Origin of the sequence: Myxococcus sp. AM009, from assembly GCF_013372605.1 — a bacterium.
Taxonomy (GTDB): Bacteria; Myxococcota; Myxococcia; order Myxococcales; family Myxococcaceae; genus Myxococcus; species Myxococcus vastator.
Window position 1 is genome coordinate 1 of the sequence record NZ_JABXEP010000088.1, and the last position, 23,079, is coordinate 23,079.

The window sequence follows — 23,079 nt, forward strand, 5'->3', positions numbered from 1 at the left end:
CCGTCCCACCCCGTGAAGGAACGCACGCCATGATCCTCCTGTCGCTCTTCCTCGCCGCGACACCGCCCATCATGCTCGAACCCGACGCGGGCGCGGCGAACCGGCTGCATCCCCGCCGCGTGACGGCCTCCTCCTTCCTGAAGAGCGGAGGGAAGGACCACCCGCCGCTCTACGTCGCGGATGACGACCCGGCCACCGCCTGGGTGGAAGGCGCCAAGGGCCGGGGCGAAGGCGAAGCCCTGGAGTGGTGGGGACCGGAGCTCACCCGCGCGAAGACGTACCGCCTGTTCATTCGCAATGGCTTCCAGCAGTCCGCGGAGCGCTTCCGCGCCAATGCCCGGCCGCGCAAGGTGAAGCTGGAGCCGCTCGTCCAGGGCGAGACAGGGCCCCAGGTGACGGGCACCCCGCTGGTGACAGAGCTGAAGGACGTGCTCGGGTGGCAGGAGGTCCGCCTGCCTGTCCCGAACCAGGTCCACGGGGTGCGGCTCACGCTCGTCTCGACCTATCCGGGCGCGTCGCACGCCAACACCAGCCTCAGTGACTTGCGCGTGTACGTGGAAGGTGACGACCCCTACAAGCCGGAGGCAGAGTCCGCGGCCTTCGAGCAGGTCCGCGCGTCCGTCCTCGAGCGCAAGCAGGCCGCCGCGCCTGACGGCAACGAGGCCCGGATTGAGTGGGCGCCCCGCTACGAAGGGGAGGTGCTGTTCACGCTGGACCGCTCCCGCGAGGAGGGCGAATACGCGCGAGGGCTGACCTACGCCGTCGGACTGTTCTCCACGATTCCCGTGAAGGACAGCTACAAGCCGGCGCTGGAGCGCGCGAAGAAGCTGGCCGCGCTCTTCGACCGGGTAAACCTCGACTACGAGGGCCAGGACTCCGAGGCGCGCGCGAAGTGGAGACGCGTCACCCCCGCGCAACCCCGGGCCCAGAAGGTCGTGGCGCGAGCGGCGCTCTCCAGCATGGAGAGCGACGGCCTCTCACCGGTCTCCGGTCTGCTCCACCTGGAAGACGCGCGCTTCTTCGAGGCGGATGCCAGCCCCGCGCAGATGCTGGCGACCCTTGAGCAGACCCACGAGAAGGAGGCTCAGGAGGCCAGGGTCTGCATGAGCAGATGCGAGCGCCAGCGCAAGGCGGTCGCCTTGCCCGAGGGCAGCTTTGACTGCTCCTGCGTGCGCGAGTGCCTGGGCGGCTGCAATCGCGTCTCCAGCCTCTCGCTCATGAAGCCCCAGCCCTCGCGCCCCGGCGGAGCCTTCATCCTGGGCTCACTCGCCCGCCCCACGTCCTTCCTCCATGGCAGGGTCGAGTTCACCGGCACCCGTGAGACCTGGCCCACCTTCCGCCAGACGCTCATCGCCTATGCCGGAGCGAAGGCCGAGGCCGTGCTCACCTACGACGACGCAGTCGCCAGGAAGGGGAACGCCCTCCGCATGCGCATCCATGTCCTCGACTGGAGCGAGACGAACGGCAAGGCGAGCCTGTCGGCCATCACCACCTTCCTCGTCTCCGAGACCCACGTCCGGGTGATGCGCCATCACCCGGTGAAGCGGGCCTGAGTCACCCCAGCGGGCCCGGAGACCACCTCCGGGTCCGCCGTGAGCGCTTCAACCCCGCGCTCAGGGCTGCTTCTGGAGCTGCACCGTCAGTGACGTCATGCCGCCGGACGCGCCGAATGAGACGGTGCCCGCGGTGAAGTGCTGCTCGGTGAAGCGCGTGACCAGGGCGCCGGTGATGGTGTCGTGGGACGCCAGGTCCTCATCCCAGAGGCGGAAGGCCCACCCCTCCGCCATCAACTGGCTCGCGCGCGCCGTACACCCTCCCGTGGTCCACGTGGGCGTGGCGCTCTGCACCACGGGCGTCCTGAACGCGGAGGTGGCCCCCGGACACGCCATCTCAACGAACACGTCCGGCGGTGAGCTGTCCGCGTCCCACGCCGAGCCATTGTTGTTGGCGGCCACCTGGGCGGCGACGGGCTGGACGCGCCAGACACCCTCCGGGTCCACGCCGCAGGACTGGTCCGCCTTGCACACCTGCGCGGTACCACACGCCTGGCACGCGGCCCCTGCCTTGCCACACGCCGAGGTCGACGTTCCCGTCTGACAGACATTGTTGAAGCAGCAGCCCGCGCAGTTCGAGGCGTTGCAGTCCACCTTCTGCGGCGTGCCACCAGGGTTGTCGTCCTCTCCACCGCAGGCAACGAGGGTGGACAGGGCCAGCGCTACGAGCATCGCAATCCGGAACATGTTCTCTCGCTTGGGAATCGAGTGCAGGTGCAGCTCGACGCGAAAGATGTTCCGGCGCGGGCGGCGTGTATCTACCCCCTGGGTGGTAGGCGGGCCACGGCCTGCCGGGGCGTGAGGATGGCGAAAGACAGGCCCGCACGGCCCGCCATGGACAGCACCCGCTTGTCCTTGCTCACCAGCCACGCCGCTCCGGCTCGCGCGGCCAGGCTCAGGAACTTCTGGTCGTCCCTGTCCCGGCAGCGGGGCAATGACGGCGTGGGCACGGACTCGGCGGACGGCGCCAGGTGGACCTGGGCCCGGTAGCGCTCGAACGCAGCGGTCCGCTCTGGCGCGCCCAGGCCGGGCTGGAAGTTGCGCGAGGCCAGCACGTAGCCCAGCTCCGCCAGCGTGTCCGCGTCCGTCCAGGCGGTCAGCGCCCCCGCGGCGAGGGCCCCGGCCAGCGGGCGTGTGTAGGGGTCATCGAACACGAAGAGGTCCAGGACCACATTGGTATCCAGGACCACCGGCAGCGGCGTGAAGGGCATCAGGTGTTCCAATCTGGCCATCATGCCCTCCTGGCGGGCGGGAATCACGGCGCCTGCCCCGCGAGGCCCTTTCCCACGAGGCCTCGCGACGTGGTACCCCCAAGCCGTGAGCGACTCCTTCGAACAACTGGGCCTCTCGCGGGAGACGCTGGGCGCCCTGCGCCGCGCGCGTTTCACGCAGCCCACCCCCATCCAGAAGCAGGCCATCCCTCCAGCACTCGACGGCAGGGATGTCATCGGCTGCGCGGCCACCGGAACGGGCAAGACGGCCGCGTATGTCCTCCCCCTGGTGGAACGGCTCGCGGGCAAGAAGGGCACGCTCGCGCTGGTGCTGGCCCCCACGCGTGAGCTGGTCCAGCAGATCGCCGAGCCGGTGCGCTTCTTCGCGGAGCCCCGCCGCCTCACGCACACCGCCGTCATTGGCGGCGAGGACATGGGCGCGCAGGTCAACGCCCTGAAGACGCTGCCCTCCTTCGTCATCGCCACGCCGGGGCGGCTGGTGGACCTGATGGAGAACACCGACGTCCGCTTCCCGCACCTGGAAGCGCTCGTCCTCGACGAAGCCGACCGGATGCTCGACATGGGCTTTTTGCCGCAGCTCGAGCGCATCGTCGCCCACCTGCCCCGCCGCCGGCAGACGCTGCTGTTCTCCGCGACGCTCGGGCCCGACGTCACCCGCTTCGCCAAGAGCCGGCTGTACAACCCCGTGCGCCTGGAGGTCACCCGCAGCGGCACGCCCGCCGAGCGCGCCGAGCAGCGCCTGTACTTCCTCCGGCCCGAGGAGAAGACGCCGCTGCTGCTCACCCTGCTGGCCCAGGACTCGGCGACGGCGCTGGTGTTCACCCGGGCGAAGGAGCGCGTGGACAAGGTCCAGCGGGCGCTCCAGCGCGCGGGGTACAAGACCGCGGTGCTACACGCGGACCGCACGCAGAACCAGCGCAAGCAGGCCATGGAGGGCTTCCGCAACGGCACCTACCGCTGCCTCGTGGCCACCGACATCGCGGCGCGCGGGCTCGACGTGGAGGACGTGGGCCACGTCATCAACTACGACCTGCCTCATGCGCCCGAGGACTACGTGCACCGCATCGGCCGCACGGCCCGGGCCGCCGCCAGCGGTATCGCCTCGACTTTCGCCATCACGCGCGAGGGGCAGGTCATCACGCGCATCGAGCACTTGATGCGCTCGGAGATTCCCCGCGTCCAGGTGCCGCGCGAGGACCCCGTCTTCAAGGAGGCGTGGGAGAGCTTCCTCGCCGCGCAGAAGGACCCGGGCCCTCCGCAGCAGGACCACGGGCAGTCGAAGCGCACGCCGGACCAGGCACCAGGGCGGCACGCGCGCTCGCACGGCAAGCGCCGCTCATAGGCGCGGGGCGGCCTTGCGTCAGGCTGGCGTGCCCGGCGCCTCACGCGCGAGGGCATCGCGGAAGAAGGCGCTGCCCTGGGCGAGCCGCGCCACGTAGGGCCGCACGTCCTCGCGCGCCTCGGGGGAGAGCGCGGCGAACGGAATGACGTGTTCGTCCGGCACGTAGCGGAACGTCAGGTTGATGCGACGGGTGCGAAAGTCGGGCAACTCCGGGGCCAGCGTCTTGCCCGTGCGCGTGTCCACCCGCTGCACGCGGTGGAACGTCTGCTCCTTCCAGCGCGCGCCACCGAAGAGCTGGAGCGAGCCGTCATCCAGCCACTGCTCCAGCACCACCGCGTCGCGCTCGCCCGGGCGGGAGGAGGTGACGAACTGGAGGAGGGCACGCTCACCGAAGGACAGCGAGGCCACGGGGCCCGGCTCGAAGTCCTTGTGCTCGCCCACGCGGGCGGTGTCCACCCAGCGCCCGTCCTCCAACCGGCTGCCGTAGAAGTTCACCAGGCAGGTGTTGAGGTGCCAGCGGGGAGGCATGTCCGGCCCGCGGTACATCCGCCGCGCCAGCTCCTCGATTTTCGCCACCTGGCGCTGGAGCACCGCCGGAAAGGGCTCGGCCTGGACGCACCGGTTCAGGATGCCCTTGGGCGGGTGGTAGTAGTCGAGGCACGCGAACTGCCAGTTGCCGAGCCAGTACACCGGCCGCAACAGCCTCCGCTGGGACTGCCCCGGCGGCGGGGGGAAGTGCTTGGAGTAGCGCTCCTCCCACAGCGGGTGGAGCGTCGCGAGCCAGCTCAAGGCCTCCGCGCGGTCGGCGGCGGACATGAAGCTCGCGTTGTAGTGGTGGCCGGGGGAGCGCTGACGAGCCTTGTGGGCCAGCGAGCGGCCCTTGTGCGGGGGAAACGCCATGGACGGCCCGTGCCTACCACACTCCGGAACGAACGAGCCCCGTGTCACCACCTGGGAGACACGGGGCCCAAGCCTGCATGGCGGGTGAAGGCCAGGTCACCGTCCGTGGGTGATGCCCGCGGCGCCCTCGCCCTTCTCGCGCATCGGCACGACAGTGGGCTGCACCGCCGGAGCCGGGCTGGCGGCGGCCTGCTCGGCCGAAGCGGCGGGCGTAGCCTCCGGAGACGTCTTGGCGGACGCGGGCTGTTCCTTTGTGGCGGCGGGGACCACCGCCGACGCCACGTTTACGGCGTTCACGGGCTTCACCGTCGAAGCCACGTCGATGGAGGTCCCCGCGGCAGGCTTCACCATCGGCGCCACCTCCCCCGCGGGAGCCGCGGACAGCACGGTCGAAGCCGCCTCGACGGAGGCCGCGCCCACCGCGGGGATGACGGAGGCAGCCTGCCGCGCCGCGGTGGCCCCGGCCCCCTCCGGCCGCGCACAGCCATTCTCCGCCTTGGACTCGGACGCCGCGGCCACCAACGCCGGGGCCGGGGCCACCGCGTCCGGCGGCAGGCGGCGGCCAGGCAGCACGAACGGCGGCGGCACGGGGCAGTGCGTGCAGGGCCCGCGCAGGGGCACGGACAGCCGGTTCCCCGCGCGCAGGAAGTTGCTCCGCATCCGGTTGGCCTTCTTGATCAGCGACACCGTCGACCCGTACTTGAGCGCGATGCCGCCCAACGTGTCGCCGTTCCGGATGCGGTGCGTCGTCACGTTGTGCTCCGGCTGGAGCGCCAGGAACGGCTGCACGCGGCGGCCCAGCTCCTGGGCACGCGGGTTGTGGAAGCGGATGTGGAAGTGGTCGCGGTGGCCGCGAGCGTGCCGGACGACGCCCGTGGGGCCGTCATTGAAAATCGAGTCCAACCACGCCTTGTCCTCGCCCACGCGCACCGCGTGGTCATAGATGACCTTCCGCACGCGACGGTCGACGAGAATCATCTGCACATCCGTCTTCACCAGCACCGAGCGGATGAACTCCCAGTTCAAGGCCACGTCGATGACGTGCTCACGCGCGCGGGTGCGGATGGGGTCCACCGTCGGGTAGTAGAAGCCCACGTCCACGTCACGGCCGTTCTGGTGGCTCTTGTGGGGGCGCATGTAGCCGCCCTCCTTGTGGCTCATCCCGTTGACCCGGAGCGGAGGCGCGTTCGGGAAGCGGGCCCGCACGTCACGGATGGCCTCGGCCAGATAGTTGACCGTCTCCTCGGTGGCCCAGGCGCCCGCGGGGGTGACCACAATCCAGTCGTCCCCCTTCGGGAACTGCTGGGCGTTCACCAGCCGGCCGCTGTGCGCGAAGCCCACGGCCATGGAGCCCAGCGACGCAATCTCATCCTTCCACCGCCGCGCCAGCTCCTCGTCGGAGATGTCCGCCGAATAGAGCGGCCCCGTCGGCTCGGCGCCCGTGGCAACGGCGTCCGGCGTCTCCTTCTCGCCGTCATCGCCCTCACCCTCGGCCAGCTCCTCCTCCTCGGACTCCAGGTCCTCCGCGCTCAGCGCGCAGCCATCCGCGGGCTCGGAAGCAGCCGGGGCCCCCGGCTCGGCGGCCGGAGCGGACGCCAGGGGAGGAGCCTCCGGCGGCGGCTCGGCGGCGGCCACGGGGACGGAGTCCTGGGCACGCACGGCGGCGGCCGGCACAGTGCCAGCATGGGGGGAGACACGCGCGGCACAGCCGGCGCAGACGAGCAGGAGCCAGATTGGGTAACGCACCGGCGCGGAGGATGGCCCGGAATCCCGCTGGGCACAAAGCACCGACCGGGAAATCTGGCCGCCCCCGGCGCCCCAAAGCGCTGTGAGAGCGGCCCTCTCGTACCTCCAGAGCGGAACGGGCCCGCCCAGGCGCCCTGCCCGCCTGCCCTCCAACGAGGCGCTAAGGGGTGGGCTCGGCGTGGGCGACGTCCAGGGCGAGCTCAATCATCTCGTCGAACGTCGTCTGCCGCTCCTGCGGCGTGAGCTTCTCCCCGGTGATGATGTGGTCCGACACCGTGAGCAGCGCCAGCGCGCGGGCGCCCGACTCCGCGGCCACGCCGTAGAGGCCGGCGACCTCCATCTCGACGGCCAGGACGCCCATCCGCGCCAGGGTGGCGTTGAGCTGCTCCTGCGGGTGGTAGAAGAGGTCGGAGGTGAAGACGGGTCCGGCGCGCACAGGCTTGTTGCGCCGCTCCGCCGCCTCCACGGCCCGCCGCGCGAGCGTGAAGTCCGCCACCGCGGCGAAGTCATGACCCATCAGCCGCATCCGATTCACGTTGGAGTCCGTGCCGGCGCCCGTCGCGACGATGACCTCCCGGACCTTCACGTCGGTGCTCAACGCGCCGCAGCTGCCCACGCGGATGAGGACGCGCGCCCCATACGTCTTGATGAGCTCGGTGGCGTAGATGGAGATGGAGGGGACGCCCATCCCGTGCCCCATCACCGACACCCGCCGGTTCCGGAAGGTCCCCGTGAAGCCGAGCATGTTGCGCACGGTGGAGACCTCGCGGGCACCTTCCAGGAAGCGTTCGGAGATGTAACGCGCCCGGAGCGGGTCGCCGGGCATGAGGACCACGTCAGCGAAGTCACCGGGGGCAGCGGAAATATGAGGAGTCGCCATGGGCGCACCATAGCTACGGCGCCGCCACCCAGGCCACGTGGAAGTGGGCGTCCAGCGTGGCGCCGGGGAAGCTCGCCGGCAGCGGCGGGAAGGGCGCCGCCTTCTTCACGGCCGACAGCGCGGCGGCATCCCACGTCTTCGAGCCGGACACCGTGGACACGTCGGCGGAGAGGAGCTTGCCGTCCCGGCCAATCACGGCCCGGACCACCGTCTTCTTCCCCAGACCGGGCGTGCCCTTGGCGCCGGGTTGCCGCCACTTCCCCGCGACGCGCGAGTAGACCTTCTGCTGGTAGTCAGCGCTGGTCAGGTCCTGCTGGAAGAAGGCCTGGAGCCGCGGACTGCCCGCGGCGGCCAGGGCCAGGGGCGACAGGGCCAGGGTGAGCACGGCGGCGAGCGCCAGGCGACCATTTCGGGACAGGATTTCCAAGAGCGCTCCCTCGTCAAGAAGCCGCTCACCATAGCCGCGCGGACGGCCCCCGTCCTCCCGAATGCAAGACAGGCAGGCGCCGCGTGTCATGCGTCGTTCGAGTTGCATCCCCCTGCCCCGTCCGGGACATTGCCCGCGGAGTAGGGATGATGCTCGGCTACCAGACGAATCCACAGTGGCGAGACATGTCTGACTTCGTGGTTCACTTCACGAAGCCGGGACCGCCCTGTCATGACGCCTACCAGAACATGATGAGCATCCTCGGCGCCCGGACGCTCATCCCCGGCGCCGAGGGCTTCGGCATCGCCCGCCGGGAGCCCGCCGTCGCCGAGCGCCACCGCTCCGTGTGCTTCAGCGAGATTCCCCTGGACCAGCTCGCCCGGCTCGTCCAGCGCCGCAGCCTGTATGGCATTGGCTTCAGCAAGAGCTACATCCTCTCCCAGGGCGGCGGCCCCGTCTGGTACGTCCAGTACGCCTCCCCCGCGCATCTGGCCCTGAAGCACCAGGTGGAGCGCGCGCTCGCGGCGCCTTCGCCCCAGCAAGAGCCCATCTGGTCCATGACGCCCTTCGTGGACATCCAGGGCGACCACCACAACGCGCCCTACAGCTACCGCTTCGACTGGGAGCGCGAGTGGCGCGTGCCGGGACTGCTCCGCTTCACCGAGTACGACGTCGCCGCCCTCTTCCTCCCGGAGGAGCTCCACGACACCGCGCGCGACTTCTTCGCCTGGGCCGTGCGCGAGAAGGCGGGCCCTGGCTACTTCTGTCCCTGCCTGGACCCGCTGTGGAAGTCGGAGCAGATCGCCGAGGCGCTCGCGAAGCACGCCGTTGACTCCGTGCGCCTCAAGGCCGGGTAGCCCCTGGGAGGCAAGGGCGCTTGACCCTGCACCTTGGTGCAGCCCGTAACGTTCCTCGCATGAACCGGAACGAACCCACCCGCATCATCCAGGCCAGCGCCCTCTACGACCTCGTCGTCACCGCCCCCTTCGCCACGCCGTGGACGGCGGGCTGGCTCCTGGAGAAGCTGCACCACCTCCATGTCGTCCTTGCCCTGCCCGGCGCCGCGCCGCCGGAGTTCGGGCCCATGCACCTCTTCTTCGTGAGCCTGATGGGCACCATCGTCACGGTGTGGTCCGTCCTGCGCCTGTGGAAGCCGGAGCCCTCACTGGGCGCCGCGGACACCGTTGGCCGTGCCGGCTTCTCGCTCTGGATGGCCGTGGCGTTCGCATCGGGCCAGACGGGCATCCTCGCCATCATGCTCGCGATGGAGCTGACGTGGTTCTTCGTCCAGGGGAGTGCCATCCTCCAGTGGTGGAGGAGACACCATGCGCACGCGCCCCGCTCCCAGACGGCCTGACACCGCCCCCCTGCGCATCAGCGAGCTGGCCCGGGCCGCGGGCGTGGGCATCCCCACGCTCCGGTTCTACGAGCGGCGCAAGCTGATGCCCCCGCCCCGCCGGACACAGAGCGGCTACCGCGAGTACACACCGGAGGACGTGACGCGCGTGCGCTTCATCCGGCGCGCGCAGGAGCTGGGCTTCACGCTGCGGGAGGTCGCCGCCATCCTCGCGATGTCGGACGGGCGCAGCCCCTCCCCCTCCGAGATGGAGACCTTCGCGGCGGCGAAGCTCCACGCCATCGACGCGCGCGTGAAGGACCTCCAGCGGATGAAGCGCGCCATCCAGAAGCTGCTGGCCCAGGGAGGTTGCCCACCAGACACCGCGTGTCCCGTCCTGGCCTCGCTGGGCGCCCTCCCCCCGGCGTCCACGAGCCGACAGCGGCCTGCACCTCGGGGGGTGCCAGGCACGTCATGGAGTGGTTAATCCTGCGAGCCTGACGTGGCGTTCGAGGGGGAGAGACCAGGTGGGCGCAAGACGCTTTCCAAGGATGTTTCTGGCGGGAGTCGCGGGGCTGCTGGTGGCGTGTGGTGGCAACTCCGGAAGCCTTGACGCTCCAGCCCCCGCCAGCGAGGCCCCTGACAACGGGACGCGCCCCGACGCGGGCCTGCCTCCTGATGGCACGGACGGAGGGGCGACGCCCGACGCGGGTGGCGGCCCAGGCACTCCGGACGGGGGCGCCCCTGATGGCGGCCCACCGCCGCAGACCCACCGCTGTGCGCCCACCGCGGGCGAGCCGCGCTGGGTGCTCGAAGGTGAGCCCGTCTCCGCCACCGTGACATGCTCCACCGGCCACGCCGCGCCGGACACGCGCTTCGTCGTGGACCCCCTGCCACCCGGCGCCCGGTTCGATGTGGCCACCAGCACCCTGAGCTGGACGCCCGGCAAGGACCAGGCCGCGGTGTGGCACCTCACGCTGCGCGAAGAGCGCACCGGTGAGACGGGCACGCTCAAGGTCGGCGTGGCGGAGAACGAGTCCGCGCCCGGCAACGTCCCCATCGTCGACCCGGCGGCCTACACGGAGGAGTTCGGCCTGCCGGTGTTCCACCTCTCCTACGAGGGCAAGCTGACCGCGGGCGGCTACCGGCCGGCGCAGCTCGTCTACCGGGGCCAGCGCTTCGACCTGGAGGCGAAGTACCGGGGGGCCACCTCCAGCGTGTTCCCCAAGCGCAGCCACACCCTGAAGTTCCCGGACGAGGACCTGTTCTCCGAGCCCGTCTTCGGCAACGGCTTCAAGAATCGCAAGCGCGTGGTGCTCATCACCACGTTCAATGACAATGCCTACATGCGCTCGCGGCTCGCCTTCGACGTGTGGAGCCGGATGAGCCCGGGCCATGTCCACCTGCGCACCTACAGCGCGGTGCTCTACGCCAACAACAAATACGTCGGCCTCTACACGGTGGCGGACCACGTCAACAAGCGCCTGATGGCCGCGCACGGCATCGACAAGGACGCGGACGCCTTCAAGGCCGTGGACAACCGCGCCAACTTCTCGCGGCTGCGCAAGGACGGCACGCCCAAGGCAAGCCTCCGTGAGGGCTACGAGAAGAAGGAGGGCTCCCCCGAGGAAGGTGAGCCCGGCGCCTTCGCGCCCATGGAGGCCCTCACCGCCTTCATCGCGGACTCGGACGTGGACGCCTTCCGCGCCGGATTCCCTGAGCGCATGAACGCGCGGGACTACGAGGACTGGTGGATCTTCAACACGCTCATCCTGGGCGTGGACTCGCAGGCGAAGAATGCCTACCACGCCTACGACCCGGCCACCGGCGGCCCCTGGCGCTACATCCCCTGGGATCTGGACGCGAGCTTCGGGCAGTCCTACGACACCACCCGGACCTCGCCCACGGCGCGGCCCACGTTCCGGGAGGACAACCTGCTCTTCGAGCGCATGCTGGCCGACCCCGCCATCGCCGAACCCCTGCGCGAGCGCTACCGGGCGATGCTGCGCGACACGCTGAACGTGGAGGCCCTACAGGCCCTCATCGACGGCTACGTCCAGGAGACGGCGGCGTCCGCGCGGCGCGACTGGGCGAAGTGGGGTGAGAAGCACCGCGACTTCGGCGACCCGGATGACCCGTGGGGCGGCCACGGCAACTTCCCCCACTGGCACACGCGCCAGGACTTCAACTCCTACGAGGAGGAAGTCGAGTACGTGCGCCAGTGGATTCGGACCCGATGGGGCGCGCTGGAGCGCTAGCTGCCCTGAACGGTCGGGTATCCCCTCCCTCGGTGGAGGGGACACTCGGCTCGCGGCCTAGAACGCCGCGGAGCCCGGCACGCGCGGGTACGGAATGGCGTCCCGGATGTTCTGCAGACCGCACATGTAGACGATGAGCCGCTCGAAGCCGAGCCCGAAGCCCGCGTGCGGCACGGAGCCGTAGCGCCGCAGGTCGCGGTACCACTGGTAGCTCTCCGGCTTGAGGCCGAACTTCTGGATGCGCTGGTCCAGCACGTCCAGGCGCTCCTCGCGCTGGCTGCCGCCGATGATTTCGCCAATGCCCGGGGCGAGCACGTCCATGGCGGCGACCGTCTTCCCGTCGTCGTTGAGGCGCATGTAGAAGGACTTGATGGCCTCCGGGTAGTTCATCACCACCACCGGCCGGCCCACGTGCTCCTCGGTGAGGTAGCGCTCGTGCTCCGTCTGGAGGTCCTTGCCCCACTCAGGCGTGTACTCGAACTTCTTCTTGGCCTTCTTCAGGATTTCGACGGCGTCGGTGTAGTCGATGCGCTCGAAGCTGGAGTTGATGAACTTCTCCATGCGCTCGGTGACGCCCTTCTGCACCCGCTCCTCGAAGAACTTGAAGTCCGGCGCGCAGTCATCGAGCACCGCCTTGAAGACATACTTGAGGAAGCGCTCGGCCAGGTTCGCGTCCTCGTTGAGGTCCGCGAAGGCAATCTCCGGCTCAATCATCCAGAACTCGGCCAGGTGCCGCGTGGTGTTGGAGTTCTCCGCCCGGAACGTCGGGCCGAACGTGTACACCTTGGACATGGCCAGGGCATAGGCCTCCGCGTTGAGCTGGCCGGAGACCGTCAGGTACGCCTCCTTGCCGAAGAAGTCCTTGTGCCAGTCAATCTTCCCGTCTGGCGTGCGCGGCGGGTTCACCGCGTCCAACGTGGAGACGCGGAACATCTGCCCGGCGCCCTCCGCGTCGCTCGCGGTGATGATGGGCGTGTTGACCCAAAAGAAGCCCTCCTCATCGAAGAAGCGGTGGACGGCCTGGGCCGCGCGGTGACGCACGCGAGTAATCGCGCTGAACGTGTTGGTGCGCACGCGCAGGTGGGCCACGTCGCGGAGGAACTCCAGCGTGTGCTGCTTGGGCTGGATGGGGTACGTGTCCGGGTCATCCACGAAGCCCAGCACCTGGACTTCATCCGCCTGGACCTCGTAGGCCTGCCCCTTGCCCTGGGACTTCACCAGCGTGCCCCGGCTGATGACCGAGCAGCCCGCGGTGAGGTGCAGGATTTCCTTCTCGTAGTTGGGCAGCGAATTCGGAGCGACGACCTGGATGGGGTCGAACGTCGACCCGTCGCTGACGTTGACGAAGCTGATGCCCGCCTTGGAGTCGCGGCGCGTGCGCACCCAGCCGCGGACCTCCACCTTCGTCCCCTCCTCCACCCCTCCCGCGAGGGCCTTCTTCACACTGACGACCTGCATTGACGCTCTCCCTTGAGCCGTTTCGGGGACTGCGAGTTAGCCGGGCCCCGGCCCCGAGGACAAGGGCGCTGTGGCCCCAAGCGTCACCACCCAGGCCGCCCGGAGGCGCTGCTGGGGGCTCCAAGCACCCCGCCAGGCCGCCTGAAACCCAGCCAACCGTGTCAGACCCTCCAGGTATCTTTCTCCCATGGTCGCCCGAAAAGGGGACCAGCGATTCCACGAAACCCTCACGTCCCTCGCGGGCTTCACGGCCTGCCCTGGCCGTGCCCTACCTGGAGAGTCACATGGCTACTCGCAAGACGTCCAAGCGCAACGTCGTCGCCCGCAACCGCTCCACCGAGGCCACCAAGGCCGCCTTCGAGGAGCTCGCTCGCAAGGCGCGTAGCAAGCCCATCGTCTCCACCAAGGAGCAGGACGCGCAGGAGGCCCACGCGAAGAACGTCCTCGCGGACGTGTCCAACCTCACCGCTGAATCCGCCGTGAAGAAGGTCACCGAGGCGGGCCTCACCATCAACAAGACGCTGGCCGGCATCAACGAGCAGGTCATCTCCCTGGTGGAGGAGCTCAAGCAGCTCGACGAGGCCATCCAGCTCAAGACGGAGGAGCTGAACGGGCTGCACGGCAAGGACGTGGCCGCCAGCGCCATCGACGTGCTCGTCGCCGAGTACGACAAGAAGAAGGCGGAGCTCCAGGCGGAGCTGGAGCGGCTCCAGAAGGACATCGAGGATACCCGGGCGAAGGCCGCCGCGGACCAGTCCGCCGAGCGGCAGGCCACCGAGGTCGCCCGCAAGCGCGCCGAGGAGGAGTACGCCTATGACACCCAGCTCCAGCACAAGAAGGAGCAGGACGCCTTCGCCGAATCACTGCGCCAGCAGGCCGCCACCGAGCGCGACCGCAAGGAGAAGCTGGAGAAGGACTGGGCCAGCCGTGAGGACGCCCTGAAGCAGCGGGAGAAGGAGCTGGAGGACCTGCGCAAGCAGGTGGCGGACTTCCCGCTGGTGCTCAAGAAGGAGACGGACACCGCCGCGGCGGTGACAGGCAACCGGGTGAAGTCCGAGTGGGAGCTGAAGCTCACGCTCGCCACCAAGGACGCGGAGACAGCGCAGCGCGTCGCCGCCATGGAGATTTCCTCGCTCAAGGAGACCGCCACCAGGCAGGCCCAGGCGCTCCAGACGCTCCAGACGGAGCTGGCCGAGGCCAAGCGCCAGGTCCAGACCATCGCCGAGAAGGCGCTCGAGTCCGCGTCCGGCGCCCGCGCGCTGGCGGAGGTCCAGGGCGTCATCGCCAACCGCGACTACAGCAAGGGCAAGTAGCCCGCCGCCGGGGAGTCTTGGGCTCACGGGTTACTGCCGCCCTCCCGGGTGATGACAGGCTTTGAGCGCTGTTAGGCTCCTGGAATGGACAAGACCTCCGGCGGGAACGCGTTTCCCACGCAGCTCCTCTATGAGCGAATCGGTGGCTATTGGCTCACCCAGGTCATTGGCGCGGCGGCCCGTCTGGGCATCGCGGACCTGCTCGCCAAGGGGCCTCGGAGCAGTGACGCGCTGGCGGCCGAGCTCGGCGTCAGCGCGGACGGCCTGTACCGGCTGCTGAGAGGCGGCATCCCCGCTGGCATCTTCCAGGAGGTGGGTGCGCGGACCTTCGCCCTGACGCCCATGGGCGAAGGGCTCCGCTCGGACATCCCGGGCTCGCTGCGGGACATGGCCATCGCGCAGAGTGACCGTGCCCACTGGCTGCCGTGGGGGCAGCTCACCGAGGCCGTTCGCACCGGGAAGTCCACGGTGCGCGCGGCCCTGGGCACCGACATCTGGGAGCACTTCGCCAGGCACCCCGACGAGGCGGCGCGCTTCGCCCGGGCTATGGGCAACCTGTCCGCCCTGGTGGCCCATGAGTTGACGCAGCAGGTCGACTTCTCCCCCTTCGCCCATGTGGCGGACATTGGCGGCAGCCAGGGGGCGCTGCTGGCGCAGGTGCTCCGCGCCAACCCCGCCTGCCGGGGCATCCTCTTCGACCTGCCGCACGTGCTCGAAGGCGCGAAGGCCTTGATTGAGGCCCAGGGCCTCACCGGACGGGTGGAGCTGGTGGGCGGCAGCTTCTTCGAGCCAGGGCTCCCCTCCGCCGAGGCCTACCTGCTCAAGCACATCCTCCACGACTGGGATGAGGACGCCTCCCTCGCCATCCTGCGGCACCTCCATGCCGCGGCGCCCTTGGGGGCCCGGCTCTTCGTGCTGGAGCTGGTGATGCCCGACAACCAGACGCCCTCCCCCGTGCCCCTGCTGGACCTCAACATGCTGGTGCTGGTGGACGGACGGGAGCGCACGGCCCACGAGTTCCAGTCGCTGCTGGCCCGGACGTCCTGGGAGCTGGTCCGCATCAGCCCCACCCAGGGCGGCACCTGCATCATCGAAGCCGTGAAGCGCTGAGCTACGGCGCGACCTGTTCGCGGAGGAGGAAGAGCTCCGCGAGCAGGTTGTCCACCGGCGCGAAGTCATCCGTGAGCAGCAGCGCGGGGCCCGCGGCCAGATAGGCGTCAATCTCCGCGCGAGGCACCCGGCCCGTGCGCGGCTGTTCAATGCCCAGGCCGCGCAGCAGCTCCGGCAGGCGCTCCAGCTCCATGGGCCGCGCCGAGCCCGCGACGATGTAGACCCCCTGCCCCTTCGAGCCGCTGCGGGCGTCGTGGAGCAACTCCACGTGGGGGAAGACGTCCTGCATCGTCCGGAGGGCCGAGCGCAGGAAGGAGCCCCGGGGAATCTCGTCGATGACGGTCAGCAGGTAGAGGCCGTCCGGCTTGAGCAACGAGCGCACCAGCACGTCGTACTCGCGCGTCATCAGGTGGTAGGGCACCGACAAATCATTCACCGCGTCCTGGACAATCAAGTCGTACGCGCCGCGCTCCGCCAGCTCCTGGAGGAACTGCCGCCCGTCCAGGCTGAAGGAGGTGATGCGCGTGTCCGGCTTCACGCCGAAGCGCTCCAGCGCGAGGCGCGTCACGGCCGGGTCTATCTCCACCACCTCCATCCGGACCTGCGGGACGTAGGTCTCCACCCAGCGCGGCACCACGTAGCCGCCGCCGCCAATCACCAGCACCCGGGGCTCCGCGGTGCGCGCGGCCACGTGGCGCACCACCTCCGAATGGATGTACCCGTGCGGATAGCCCAGGTACGACGGGTCCTCCAGGTCCACCAGGGTGTGCGTCAGGTGGTCCAGCTGCATGGCCAGCAGCCGCCGGCCGTCATGCTCCACCTGGTTGACCTTGATGCAGAAGTAGTCCGTCTCCTCCGTACACGGAGACGCGAACAGGCCCAGCGCGCCGAGCACCCCCGCCAGCGCGAGCGTGCCCGCGGTGGCGCCGACGAAGCGGGGCTGCCGCCATACCTGTCCCACGAAGGCCGCCAGCGCCACCAGGCCCAGGCTGGCCCCCATCACCAGCGGGTAGACGCCCACCTTCGCGATGAGCCACCAGCCGGTGAGGAACGAGCCCAGCAGCGCGCCCGCGGTGCTCCACGCGTACAGCCGACCCACGGTGCGCCCCGCCCGCCCCACGTCCGCCAGCGCCAGCCGGAGCACCTGGGGTGACAGCGTGCCCAGGGCCGTCACCGGCAGCAGGAACACCGCGGCCGTGTACGCGACGATGCGTGCCTGCAGGCCCAGGCCGTCGAAGTGGCCCTTCAGCACCAGCCACTGGTGGATGGGAGGAATCAGCAGGCAGCTGGCCGCCGCAAGCAGCATGGAGCCGGCGAGCACCTCCTGCCGGGGCCACCGGTCCGCCAGGTGGCCGCCCACGAAGTTGCCCAGCGCCATGCCCGTCAGCACCACGCCGATGATGCCGGTCCAGCTCAACAGGGAGACGCCCACGGTGGGCGCCAGGATGCGGCTGGCCGCCAGCTCGATGGCGAGCGTGCAGAAGCTCGCGCTGGCCACCAGGAAGCACGCCAGCACGGGCCGGGTGCGCAGGTCCACGCCTGTCGAGGACGGCGCGGCGTCCGCTGCCGCCACGGCGGACATTGGTTCGACGGGCGGCGCGGACACGGAGGCCCTGGGCAGCGCCACCAGCGCGCACAGCAGCAGCGCGCCCGCCACGGTGAGGACGATGGTGGGCACGGGGAACCACGCCACCAGCACGAAGCCAGTGAGGAAGTTGCCGGCGAGGCTCCCCAGCGTGCCCAGCGCGTACAGCAGGCCCACGATGCGCCCCGCGCGCGCCAGGTCCGGCAGCAGCAGCCGGAGCGCCAGCGGCGTCACCATGGCCAGCACGAAGCTGACGGGGAAGAAGCCCAGGAACGTGAGCAGGAAGGTGCGCGGCAGCACGGGGATGGGCCGCAGCGCGGCGCCATCCCCCAGCACGGCCACCCAGCCCAGCGGCAGGAGCGCGAGCACCGCCCCCAGCGCGGTGAGGCCCGCCAGCCACCGGAACGACGCGCCCCGCTCCGACAGCCGGCCGCCGGCGTAGCTGCCCAGGCTGATGCCCGCGAGCACCACGCCGATGATGCTCGTCCACGTGTGGAGCGAAGCCCCGATGAAGGGCGCCAGGAGCCTGGCGGCGGCCAGCTCCAGCACCAAGGTGGCGCAGCTCGTCACCAACACGAGGAGGGCAGCGCGAAGCACATCCAGACGAGACGCGGGGAAAAGAGCCATGCGGTGGCCGCGACTGTAGCATCCCCGTCCGGGGCGCCCAGCCGTGCTGGCGGGAATCCCCCGAGGTGCGGGGAATCACGCCCCGCGCCTACGATGAGGCGTCCCACTCCGGGCGCCACGCCTGAAGAGAGACCGCGGACCCCGTTGCTACGTCTGGAGGCCCTGACCACATGGATACCGAAGCGCTCGCCCGAATCCCGGGCGTCAACCCGAACGTCCCCAACGCCGCCCGCATCTACGACTACACGCTGGGCGGCACGCACCACTTCGAAGCCGACCGGCAGGCAGCGGAGTACATGTTCTCGCTGGTGCCCTCCACCCGGAAGTGGGTGCGCATGCTGCGCGCCTGCCTGCGCACCGCCGCGCAGCGCCTGGCGGCAGACGGCTTCCACCACTGGGTGGACTTCGCGTCGGGCCTGCCCACCGGAGACCATGTCCACGCCGTGCTGCCAGACGCCCGCGTGCTCTACAGCGACGTCAACCCGCTCACCATCACCACGGCCCACCATCTGCTGGGGGACACGCCTCGCGTCCGCTACCTGGAATGCGACATCCGCCAGGCGGGCGCCTTCCTGCGGCGGCCCGACGTGAATGCCTTCCTGGGGGGAGAGCGCCGCGTCGCCTTTGGCGCCAACGGCATCACCGTGTTCCTGTCCGCGGAGGAGAACCGCCAGTTCTTCCGCGACCTGTACGACTGGGCAGCCCCGGGTTCGAAGTTGTTCACCACCTTCGAGACGAAGTCACCGGACCTCAGCACTCCGAAGTGGGAGCAGTTCGTCGGCATGTTCCGGCAGATGGGCGAGTCCTTCCAGCTCTACTCGCTGCCCGAGTACCTGGACCTGTGTGGCCCCTGGGCCCGGGACGCCACCGGCGTGCTGCCCGTGCGTGAGTTCCTCGGGCTGCCCCCGGAGCACATCACCGCCGAGGACCGCGAGGGCGTGGGCATCGAGTTCTACGCCGTCGTCCTGGAGAAGCGCTGACCGTCCTCATCGGGTGGAGCGAGCGTGCGGGCAGGCGCTCGCGGCCATCCCCGTCGGGGCGGCACCTCGCCACGCCTCCCTGCCGTCTGCCTCCCCAGCGGCGCGTGACTACCGTCTTTGCAGGCAACACGCGCACACGAGAGGAGACGGAGCATGTTTCAATCGAGAAGGCGTCGGGTTTTTGCGGGCGTGATGATGGGAGCGGCCCTGTCGGTGGCCAGCGTCGGGTGCAGCTCGACCCGCTCGGCGAAGGTGGACGAGGCGTGGCTGGCCCGGGTGCCCGAGGACCAGCTGGGCGACGTGCGGGATGCCCAGTCGCAGCGGCGCATGGCGCAGGACGCGGTCACCCGCTCCGAGGTGGCCGTCAATGACGCCAACCGGGAGCTGGAGGTGGCCAAGCGCGAGCTCGACGCGGCCAAGGCCCGCATGGAAGCGAACGAGGCTGCCCTGAAGGCCGCCAGGGCCACCGGCCAGAGCGAGAACATCTCCCAGGCTCAAGCCGAGCTGGGGAACGCGGAGTCGGCGCTCCGCGCGGCGCAGGCCCAGGTGGCGTACCGCGAACGGGTCATCGGCACGATGGAGGCAAGGAAGGAGCTGCGCGAAAACGAGCTGGCGGTGTCCGAAGCGAAACTCAACATGGCGGAGTATGAAGCGCTGAAGGCCAATCAGGACGTGCGCGCCCAGGAGCTGTCCGAGGCGGACTTCGCCTCCGCCACCGCCGATGCCCAGCGCAACCTGGAGGAGGCCCAGCGCAAGCTGCAGACGCAGCAGCGCGAGGCACAGCAGGCCCGCGCCAGCTGGGAGCGGCTGCGCGAACAGGCCCGGGGCTACGGCGGCAGCGGCACCGAGTACGAGCAGCGCAATCCGTAGGTCACCGCGACCACCGGCCCGGCCGAGCCAGGACTGGCGCGGCCGGGTCCGTGACGCATCACTTCGGCGGACGGAAGACGTACTGGAACACGGGCGCGTCGGGCCCCGGCGGGTACTGCGCGTCCATGAAGGCGAAGTGGGCGTGGCCGGCGATGACCGCCTCGTTGAGGCTGTCGTAGAGCACCGTCACGCCGGTGGCTCGACCGGACGCGTCCACCTGGACCTGGACCTTGAGGTTGCCCTTGAGGCCCGGCGTCTCCTGGAGCCGGTTCATGTAGAGCGCGACCAGGCCCATGGATACCCGGTTGTAGATTTGCTCCTGCGTGCCTCGCGCGGGTTGGGACGGCAACCGGAAGTGGCGCACCAGCGCGGCGGCCTCGCTCTCGGCCTCGGCGACCTGGCGCTCGGGAGCCGCCAGCGCCGCGCGGTAGGCGGCCAGCGCATCCTGATGGCGCTCCTGCTTCAACACCAACCGGGCTCGCAGCACGTGGATGTCGGCGCGGGCGGGCGCTCGCTTGGAAGCCTTCACCAGGTGGGCCTCGGCCGCCGTGGCGTCTCCGCGCGCCTCGGCCAGCTCGGCCAGGCGAAGCAGGGGCTCTGGGTCTTCAGGCGCGGCGGCGGCGAGCCGGACCAGGGACTTGTCCTCCGCGTCGGCGCGGCCCAGTTCCCGGTGCAGCCGGGCCAGCGCCCCCAGGGACACGGGCGCCACGCCGCCCAGCTCCGCGTAGCGCTCCAGCGAAGCGGCCGCCTTCTCCTTCTCCGAGGCGGCCAGCCACAGGTCGGCCTGGAGCCGGTGCGCCTCCTTGTCCCGGGGCTTGAGGGCCACCAGCTTCTCGCCCGCGGTCGCCGCGGCGCGCACGTCGTTGGCGGCGCGGGCCAGCTGCGCCAGCTTCCGCAGCGCCTCGGGTTGCTCGGGCCAGGCCTCCACCGTCCGCGTCAGCTCCGCGCGCGCGTCCGCCTCCCGCGCGGGAATCCCCGCCAGCAACATGGCCAGGGACGTCCGAATCTGCGGCGCATCCAGTTGCGCGAGCGCCTCACGCAGCCGGGCTTCCGCCTCCGCGGGCTTGCCCTCCGCCTGGAGCAACACGCCCTGCGCCCACAGCGCCGGCGCGAAACCCGGCGCCTGCTTCAGAGCGGCGGCGATGGGTGGACGCGCCTCCGCCAAGAGCCCCCAGCGCACGTAGATGAGCCCCATGCCCACGAAGGGCCAGGGATTCTCCGGGTCCAGGGTGGAGAGCGCCTTCAGCTCGTTCCAGCACGCGTCCGAGGGAAAGGTGAGCCACGCCCGATACATGCGCGGCATCAAGTCCCCGGGCCGCGCCCGTGACTGCGCCTCCAACTCGCTCTCCACCGCACTGGCGCGGCCCCGGGCCCGGGCCGTCTCCAGTTGCCGCAGCGTCGCCATGACCTCCTCGGGCGGAGGCAACTCCCGGCGCCCCACCGCCCCCCGTGCCGGAGCGGCGAGCACGAGCAACACGAAGCACAGCGGGAGCGCGAACGAACGAGAGGCCATGGGGCGCGCGGACGATAGCAGACGCCCGTCCAGCGGAGGCCGCCTGCTCCCTTGGCGGCACGAACTCAGCAATTCCAGGGAAGCCCCGCTCCGGAAGGACGAGCCTTCCGGAGCGGCGCCTCGACCTTCACGTCAGGACGACGGGCTCAGCCAATCTCCAGCCGGCACGTCGAGCTGCAACCGTCGCGGCTGACGGTGTTGCCGTCATCGCACTCCTCGCCTTCGTCCTCCTGGGTTTCGCCGTCGCCGCAGCGCGGGCCCCAGAGGCAGCCTCGGCCGCACTCGCCGTAACCGCCGGCGTTGACGCCGTCATCGCACTCCTCGCCGGCGTCCTCGTCCACCACCGCGTCGCCGCAGGTGGCGGTGCACTCTGTGCGGGCGGTGAGGAAGTTGTTGAGCGTGAGGCGGTACGACGAGCCAGAGGTGTGGCGTTCAGCCTGGAACACCACGACCTCGTAGATGCCACCCAACCGCAGGCCCAGCGCGCTCGCCTGGCTCGACATGGTGATGGTGCCCGACGCCGGGCCATGCACGCCGCCCAGGTCCAGCGCCAGCCGCCCGTTGACGAAGACCCACACGTCGTCGTCACCGCGGAAGGTCAACACCTCGGTGCCCTTGTACTCGAACCAGTACCGGGCCTCGCTGGTGAAGTTGAAGTTGCGCTGCTGGCTGATGGTGTCCTCGCGCGTCGGCTCGAAGCCCGCGGCCACCCAGCCGCCGCTGTAGAGCGGCTCGTCGTCGAGCGGGAAGAACTGCTCGTCGTCGAAGACATAGGAGCCGTTCTGCTGGCGGTCGAGCACGAAGCTGCCGACGATGGTCTTGTTGACCCCTTCCACCGCCTTGTACCACTGGTCGAACGCGGCCCGGCCGTTGGTGTTGTTCGACTGCTGGCCTTCCTTGGCGTAGACGGGGCGGCCGTTCGCGTCGAGCCGGTTCTGCAGGATGCCGTCCTCACGGCCCCCGTTCTTGTTCTCGAAGTCGATGTGGCCGCGCGGCAGGTCGCCGGTGGCCGGCAGGTCGTAGCCGCGGAAGTCCCGGTAGACGACGGGGATGGACACCTGCGCGGGCGGCTCCTGCTCGATGAGCACGCACGCGAAGCCCTCCTCCAGCTTGCAGTCCGGCGAGCAGCCGTCATTGGCGCGCGTGTTGCCGTCGTCGCACTCCTCCACGGTGCTGCCCGGGAGGATGAGTCCGTCGCCGCACGTCTCCGCGCAGGTGCCGTCGACGCAGCGAGGCTCCGTGGTGCACAGCGGCGAGCAGCCGTCACCCATCACGGTGTTGCCGTCGTCGCACTGCTCGGTGCCCTCGGTGACGTCGTCACCGCAGGTGGTGCGGCTGCACGGCTGCCCCGGCGGGCACTTCCAGCCGTCCTCGAGCCGGCAGATGTCGCTGCAGCCGTCGCCCGGAGCGGTGTTGCCGTCCTCGCACTCCTCGTCACCGGCGATGATGTTGTCACCGCACTCCTTCGCGCGGCAGCGGCCACCCTGCGCCGGGCACGCCCAGCCGCTCTCAATCCGGCAGCTCCCGTTGCAGCCATCACCGCTGGACAGGTTCCGGTCGTCGCACTCCTCGCTGTCCTCGACCCGGCCGTTTCCGCAGTTCGTCAAGCGGACGCACGGCTCGCCCGGCACCTCGCAGAGGAACCCGCCCTCCACCTCGGTGCACGCCGCGTTACAGCCGTCGCCGTCCGCGGTGTTGCCGTCGTCACAGGCCTCGTGGGACTGGCGCTGGCCGTCACCACAGTCGGTACCAGCGTCCGCCGTGGACCCGTCCGGGAGGTTCGGGTTGGGACCGGCATCTGGCTTCGTCGAACCTCCGCCGCCGTTACAAGCCACCAACGTGAAGAGGAGAGATGCGAGCAACGCGCGCGCCAGCTGAGACCTGCGATGGGGGTTCACCATGGGAGCAAATGCTGAAAGTGCTTCGCACGGCTGTCAACGCATCACGGC

Annotated in this window: 20 protein-coding genes; 10 read left to right on the forward strand and 10 right to left on the reverse strand. The window is 70.2% G+C overall.

All coding sequences use genetic code 11. The features are described from left to right. Positions 1–1,553: hypothetical protein (locus HV824_RS21520; RefSeq protein WP_255208216.1), on the forward strand; the 1,553-nt coding region annotated here is incomplete at its 5' end. A 60-nt stretch (positions 1,554–1,613) separates the two neighbouring features. Here the strand turns inward: HV824_RS21520 and HV824_RS21525 are convergent. Together HV824_RS21525 and HV824_RS21530 are read right to left on the reverse strand one after the other, a co-directional pair. Then, entirely contained in the window at positions 1,614–2,240 is a 627-nt protein-coding gene (locus HV824_RS21525; protein ID WP_176415989.1) for a hypothetical protein, read from the reverse strand. A 71-nt stretch (positions 2,241–2,311) separates the two neighbouring features. Then, entirely contained in the window at positions 2,312–2,788 is a 477-nt protein-coding gene (locus HV824_RS21530; RefSeq protein WP_255208217.1) for a putative toxin-antitoxin system toxin component, PIN family, read from the reverse strand. Between the two features lie 82 nt (positions 2,789–2,870). Here HV824_RS21530 and HV824_RS21535 point away from each other — a divergent pair, with 82 nt between their 5' ends. After that, positions 2,871–4,127 carry a DEAD/DEAH box helicase gene (locus HV824_RS21535; RefSeq protein ID WP_176424098.1) on the forward strand — a complete coding sequence of 419 codons (1,257 nt, stop codon included), beginning with the start codon at positions 2,871–2,873 and terminating at the stop codon, positions 4,125–4,127. Positions 4,128–4,145: 18 nt separating this feature from the next. Here the strand turns inward: HV824_RS21535 and HV824_RS21540 are convergent, their stop codons facing one another. The 4 genes from HV824_RS21540 to HV824_RS21555 all read right to left on the reverse strand — a co-directional run bounded on the left by HV824_RS21540 (position 4,146) and on the right by HV824_RS21555 (position 8,080). Beyond that, positions 4,146–5,027, reverse strand: a complete 882-nt coding sequence (locus tag HV824_RS21540) for an alpha-ketoglutarate-dependent dioxygenase AlkB (RefSeq protein WP_176415987.1) — start codon at positions 5,025–5,027, stop codon at positions 4,146–4,148. Between the two features lie 96 nt (positions 5,028–5,123). Next, positions 5,124–6,662: a penicillin-insensitive murein endopeptidase gene (locus HV824_RS21545; RefSeq protein WP_368670845.1), complete on the reverse strand. Its 1,539-nt coding sequence runs from the start codon at positions 6,660–6,662 to the stop codon at positions 5,124–5,126. Between the two features lie 271 nt (positions 6,663–6,933). Beyond that, positions 6,934–7,653 carry a purine-nucleoside phosphorylase gene (gene deoD / locus HV824_RS21550; RefSeq protein ID WP_176424099.1) on the reverse strand — a complete coding sequence of 240 codons (720 nt, stop codon included), beginning with the start codon at positions 7,651–7,653 and terminating at the stop codon, positions 6,934–6,936. 13 nt (positions 7,654–7,666) lie between these two features. After that, the gene (locus HV824_RS21555) at positions 7,667–8,080 is read right to left on the reverse strand and encodes an energy transducer TonB (RefSeq protein ID WP_255208218.1); all 414 of its coding nucleotides are present in this window, start codon (positions 8,078–8,080) and stop codon (positions 7,667–7,669) included. A 185-nt stretch (positions 8,081–8,265) separates the two neighbouring features. On the opposite strand from HV824_RS21555, the gene HV824_RS21560 reads away from it, so the two are divergent. The 4 genes from HV824_RS21560 to HV824_RS21575 all read left to right on the forward strand — a co-directional run bounded on the left by HV824_RS21560 (position 8,266) and on the right by HV824_RS21575 (position 11,674). Further along, entirely contained in the window at positions 8,266–8,937 is a 672-nt protein-coding gene (locus tag HV824_RS21560; RefSeq protein WP_255208219.1) for an abortive infection system antitoxin AbiGi family protein, read from the forward strand. 59 nt (positions 8,938–8,996) lie between these two features. After that, the gene (locus tag HV824_RS21565) at positions 8,997–9,437 is read left to right on the forward strand and encodes a hypothetical protein (protein ID WP_176424100.1); all 441 of its coding nucleotides are present in this window, start codon (positions 8,997–8,999) and stop codon (positions 9,435–9,437) included. Next, the gene (locus tag HV824_RS21570; RefSeq protein ID WP_255208220.1) at positions 9,406–9,903 is read left to right on the forward strand and encodes a MerR family transcriptional regulator; all 498 of its coding nucleotides are present in this window, start codon (positions 9,406–9,408) and stop codon (positions 9,901–9,903) included. Before HV824_RS21565 ends, HV824_RS21570 begins: the two co-directional genes overlap by 32 nt. A 64-nt stretch (positions 9,904–9,967) precedes the next feature. Beyond that, entirely contained in the window at positions 9,968–11,674 is a 1,707-nt protein-coding gene (locus HV824_RS21575) for a CotH kinase family protein (protein ID WP_176424101.1), read from the forward strand. Between the two features lie 57 nt (positions 11,675–11,731). Here the strand turns inward: HV824_RS21575 and asnS are convergent, their stop codons facing one another. After that, positions 11,732–13,132 carry an asparagine--tRNA ligase gene (gene asnS, locus HV824_RS21580; RefSeq protein ID WP_176415981.1) on the reverse strand — a complete coding sequence of 467 codons (1,401 nt, stop codon included), beginning with the start codon at positions 13,130–13,132 and terminating at the stop codon, positions 11,732–11,734. A gap of 284 nt (positions 13,133–13,416) precedes the next feature. Between asnS and HV824_RS21585 the strand changes: the two genes are divergently transcribed. Then, positions 13,417–14,445: a kinetoplast-associated protein gene (locus HV824_RS21585; protein ID WP_176415980.1), complete on the forward strand. Its 1,029-nt coding sequence runs from the start codon at positions 13,417–13,419 to the stop codon at positions 14,443–14,445. Positions 14,446–14,529: 84 nt separating this feature from the next. Next, positions 14,530–15,555 (forward strand): methyltransferase, encoded by a 1,026-nt coding sequence (locus tag HV824_RS21590; RefSeq protein ID WP_176424102.1) that lies wholly within the window; start codon positions 14,530–14,532, stop codon positions 15,553–15,555. A 1-nt stretch (position 15,556) separates the two neighbouring features. On the opposite strand, the gene HV824_RS21595 is transcribed toward HV824_RS21590, so the two are convergent. Beyond that, a complete protein-coding gene (locus tag HV824_RS21595; RefSeq protein ID WP_176424103.1) occupies positions 15,557–17,767 on the reverse strand; it encodes a fused MFS/spermidine synthase in 2,211 nt (736 codons plus the stop codon). 170 nt (positions 17,768–17,937) lie between these two features. Here HV824_RS21595 and HV824_RS21600 point away from each other — a divergent pair, with 170 nt between their 5' ends. Together HV824_RS21600 and HV824_RS21605 are read left to right on the forward strand one after the other, a co-directional pair. Then, positions 17,938–18,747 carry an SAM-dependent methyltransferase gene (locus tag HV824_RS21600; RefSeq protein ID WP_176415977.1) on the forward strand — a complete coding sequence of 270 codons (810 nt, stop codon included), beginning with the start codon at positions 17,938–17,940 and terminating at the stop codon, positions 18,745–18,747. A gap of 192 nt (positions 18,748–18,939) precedes the next feature. After that, positions 18,940–19,617, forward strand: coding sequence for a hypothetical protein (locus tag HV824_RS21605; RefSeq protein ID WP_255208221.1), 678 nt, complete (start codon positions 18,940–18,942; stop codon positions 19,615–19,617). 58 nt (positions 19,618–19,675) lie between these two features. Here the strand turns inward: HV824_RS21605 and HV824_RS21610 are convergent, their stop codons facing one another. Beyond that, positions 19,676–21,130, reverse strand: coding sequence for a tetratricopeptide repeat protein (locus HV824_RS21610; RefSeq protein WP_255208222.1), 1,455 nt, complete (start codon positions 21,128–21,130; stop codon positions 19,676–19,678). 146 nt (positions 21,131–21,276) lie between these two features. Next, on the reverse strand, positions 21,277–23,031 hold the full coding sequence (locus HV824_RS21615) for a DUF4215 domain-containing protein (protein ID WP_176415975.1): 1,755 nt from the start codon (positions 23,029–23,031) through the stop codon (positions 21,277–21,279). Between the last annotated feature and the right edge of the window lie 48 nt (positions 23,032–23,079).

What these genes read in the sequence shown, in the direction of transcription:
- HV824_RS21575 (WP_176424101.1), top strand. Translation starts at nt 9,968, where the DNA reads ATGTTTCTGGCGGGAGTCGCGGGGCTGCTGGTGGCGTGTGGTGGCAAC.
- HV824_RS21540 (WP_176415987.1), bottom strand. Translation starts at nt 5,027, where the DNA reads ATGGCGTTTCCCCCGCACAAGGGCCGCTCGCTGGCCCACAAGGCTCGT.
- HV824_RS21605 (WP_255208221.1), top strand. Translation starts at nt 18,940, where the DNA reads ATGATGGGAGCGGCCCTGTCGGTGGCCAGCGTCGGGTGCAGCTCGACC.
- HV824_RS21595 (WP_176424103.1), bottom strand. Translation starts at nt 17,767, where the DNA reads ATGGCTCTTTTCCCCGCGTCTCGTCTGGATGTGCTTCGCGCTGCCCTC.
- deoD (WP_176424099.1), bottom strand. Translation starts at nt 7,653, where the DNA reads ATGGCGACTCCTCATATTTCCGCTGCCCCCGGTGACTTCGCTGACGTG.
- HV824_RS21530 (WP_255208217.1), bottom strand. Translation starts at nt 2,788, where the DNA reads ATGATGGCCAGATTGGAACACCTGATGCCCTTCACGCCGCTGCCGGTG.
- HV824_RS21600 (WP_176415977.1), top strand. Translation starts at nt 17,938, where the DNA reads ATGGATACCGAAGCGCTCGCCCGAATCCCGGGCGTCAACCCGAACGTC.
- HV824_RS21585 (WP_176415980.1), top strand. Translation starts at nt 13,417, where the DNA reads ATGGCTACTCGCAAGACGTCCAAGCGCAACGTCGTCGCCCGCAACCGC.
- HV824_RS21615 (WP_176415975.1), bottom strand. Translation starts at nt 23,031, where the DNA reads ATGGTGAACCCCCATCGCAGGTCTCAGCTGGCGCGCGCGTTGCTCGCA.
- HV824_RS21610 (WP_255208222.1), bottom strand. Translation starts at nt 21,130, where the DNA reads ATGGCCTCTCGTTCGTTCGCGCTCCCGCTGTGCTTCGTGTTGCTCGTG.
- HV824_RS21560 (WP_255208219.1), top strand. Translation starts at nt 8,266, where the DNA reads ATGTCTGACTTCGTGGTTCACTTCACGAAGCCGGGACCGCCCTGTCAT.
- HV824_RS21565 (WP_176424100.1), top strand. Translation starts at nt 8,997, where the DNA reads ATGAACCGGAACGAACCCACCCGCATCATCCAGGCCAGCGCCCTCTAC.
- HV824_RS21525 (WP_176415989.1), bottom strand. Translation starts at nt 2,240, where the DNA reads ATGTTCCGGATTGCGATGCTCGTAGCGCTGGCCCTGTCCACCCTCGTT.
- asnS (WP_176415981.1), bottom strand. Translation starts at nt 13,132, where the DNA reads ATGCAGGTCGTCAGTGTGAAGAAGGCCCTCGCGGGAGGGGTGGAGGAG.
- HV824_RS21590 (WP_176424102.1), top strand. Translation starts at nt 14,530, where the DNA reads ATGGACAAGACCTCCGGCGGGAACGCGTTTCCCACGCAGCTCCTCTAT.
- HV824_RS21570 (WP_255208220.1), top strand. Translation starts at nt 9,406, where the DNA reads ATGCGCACGCGCCCCGCTCCCAGACGGCCTGACACCGCCCCCCTGCGC.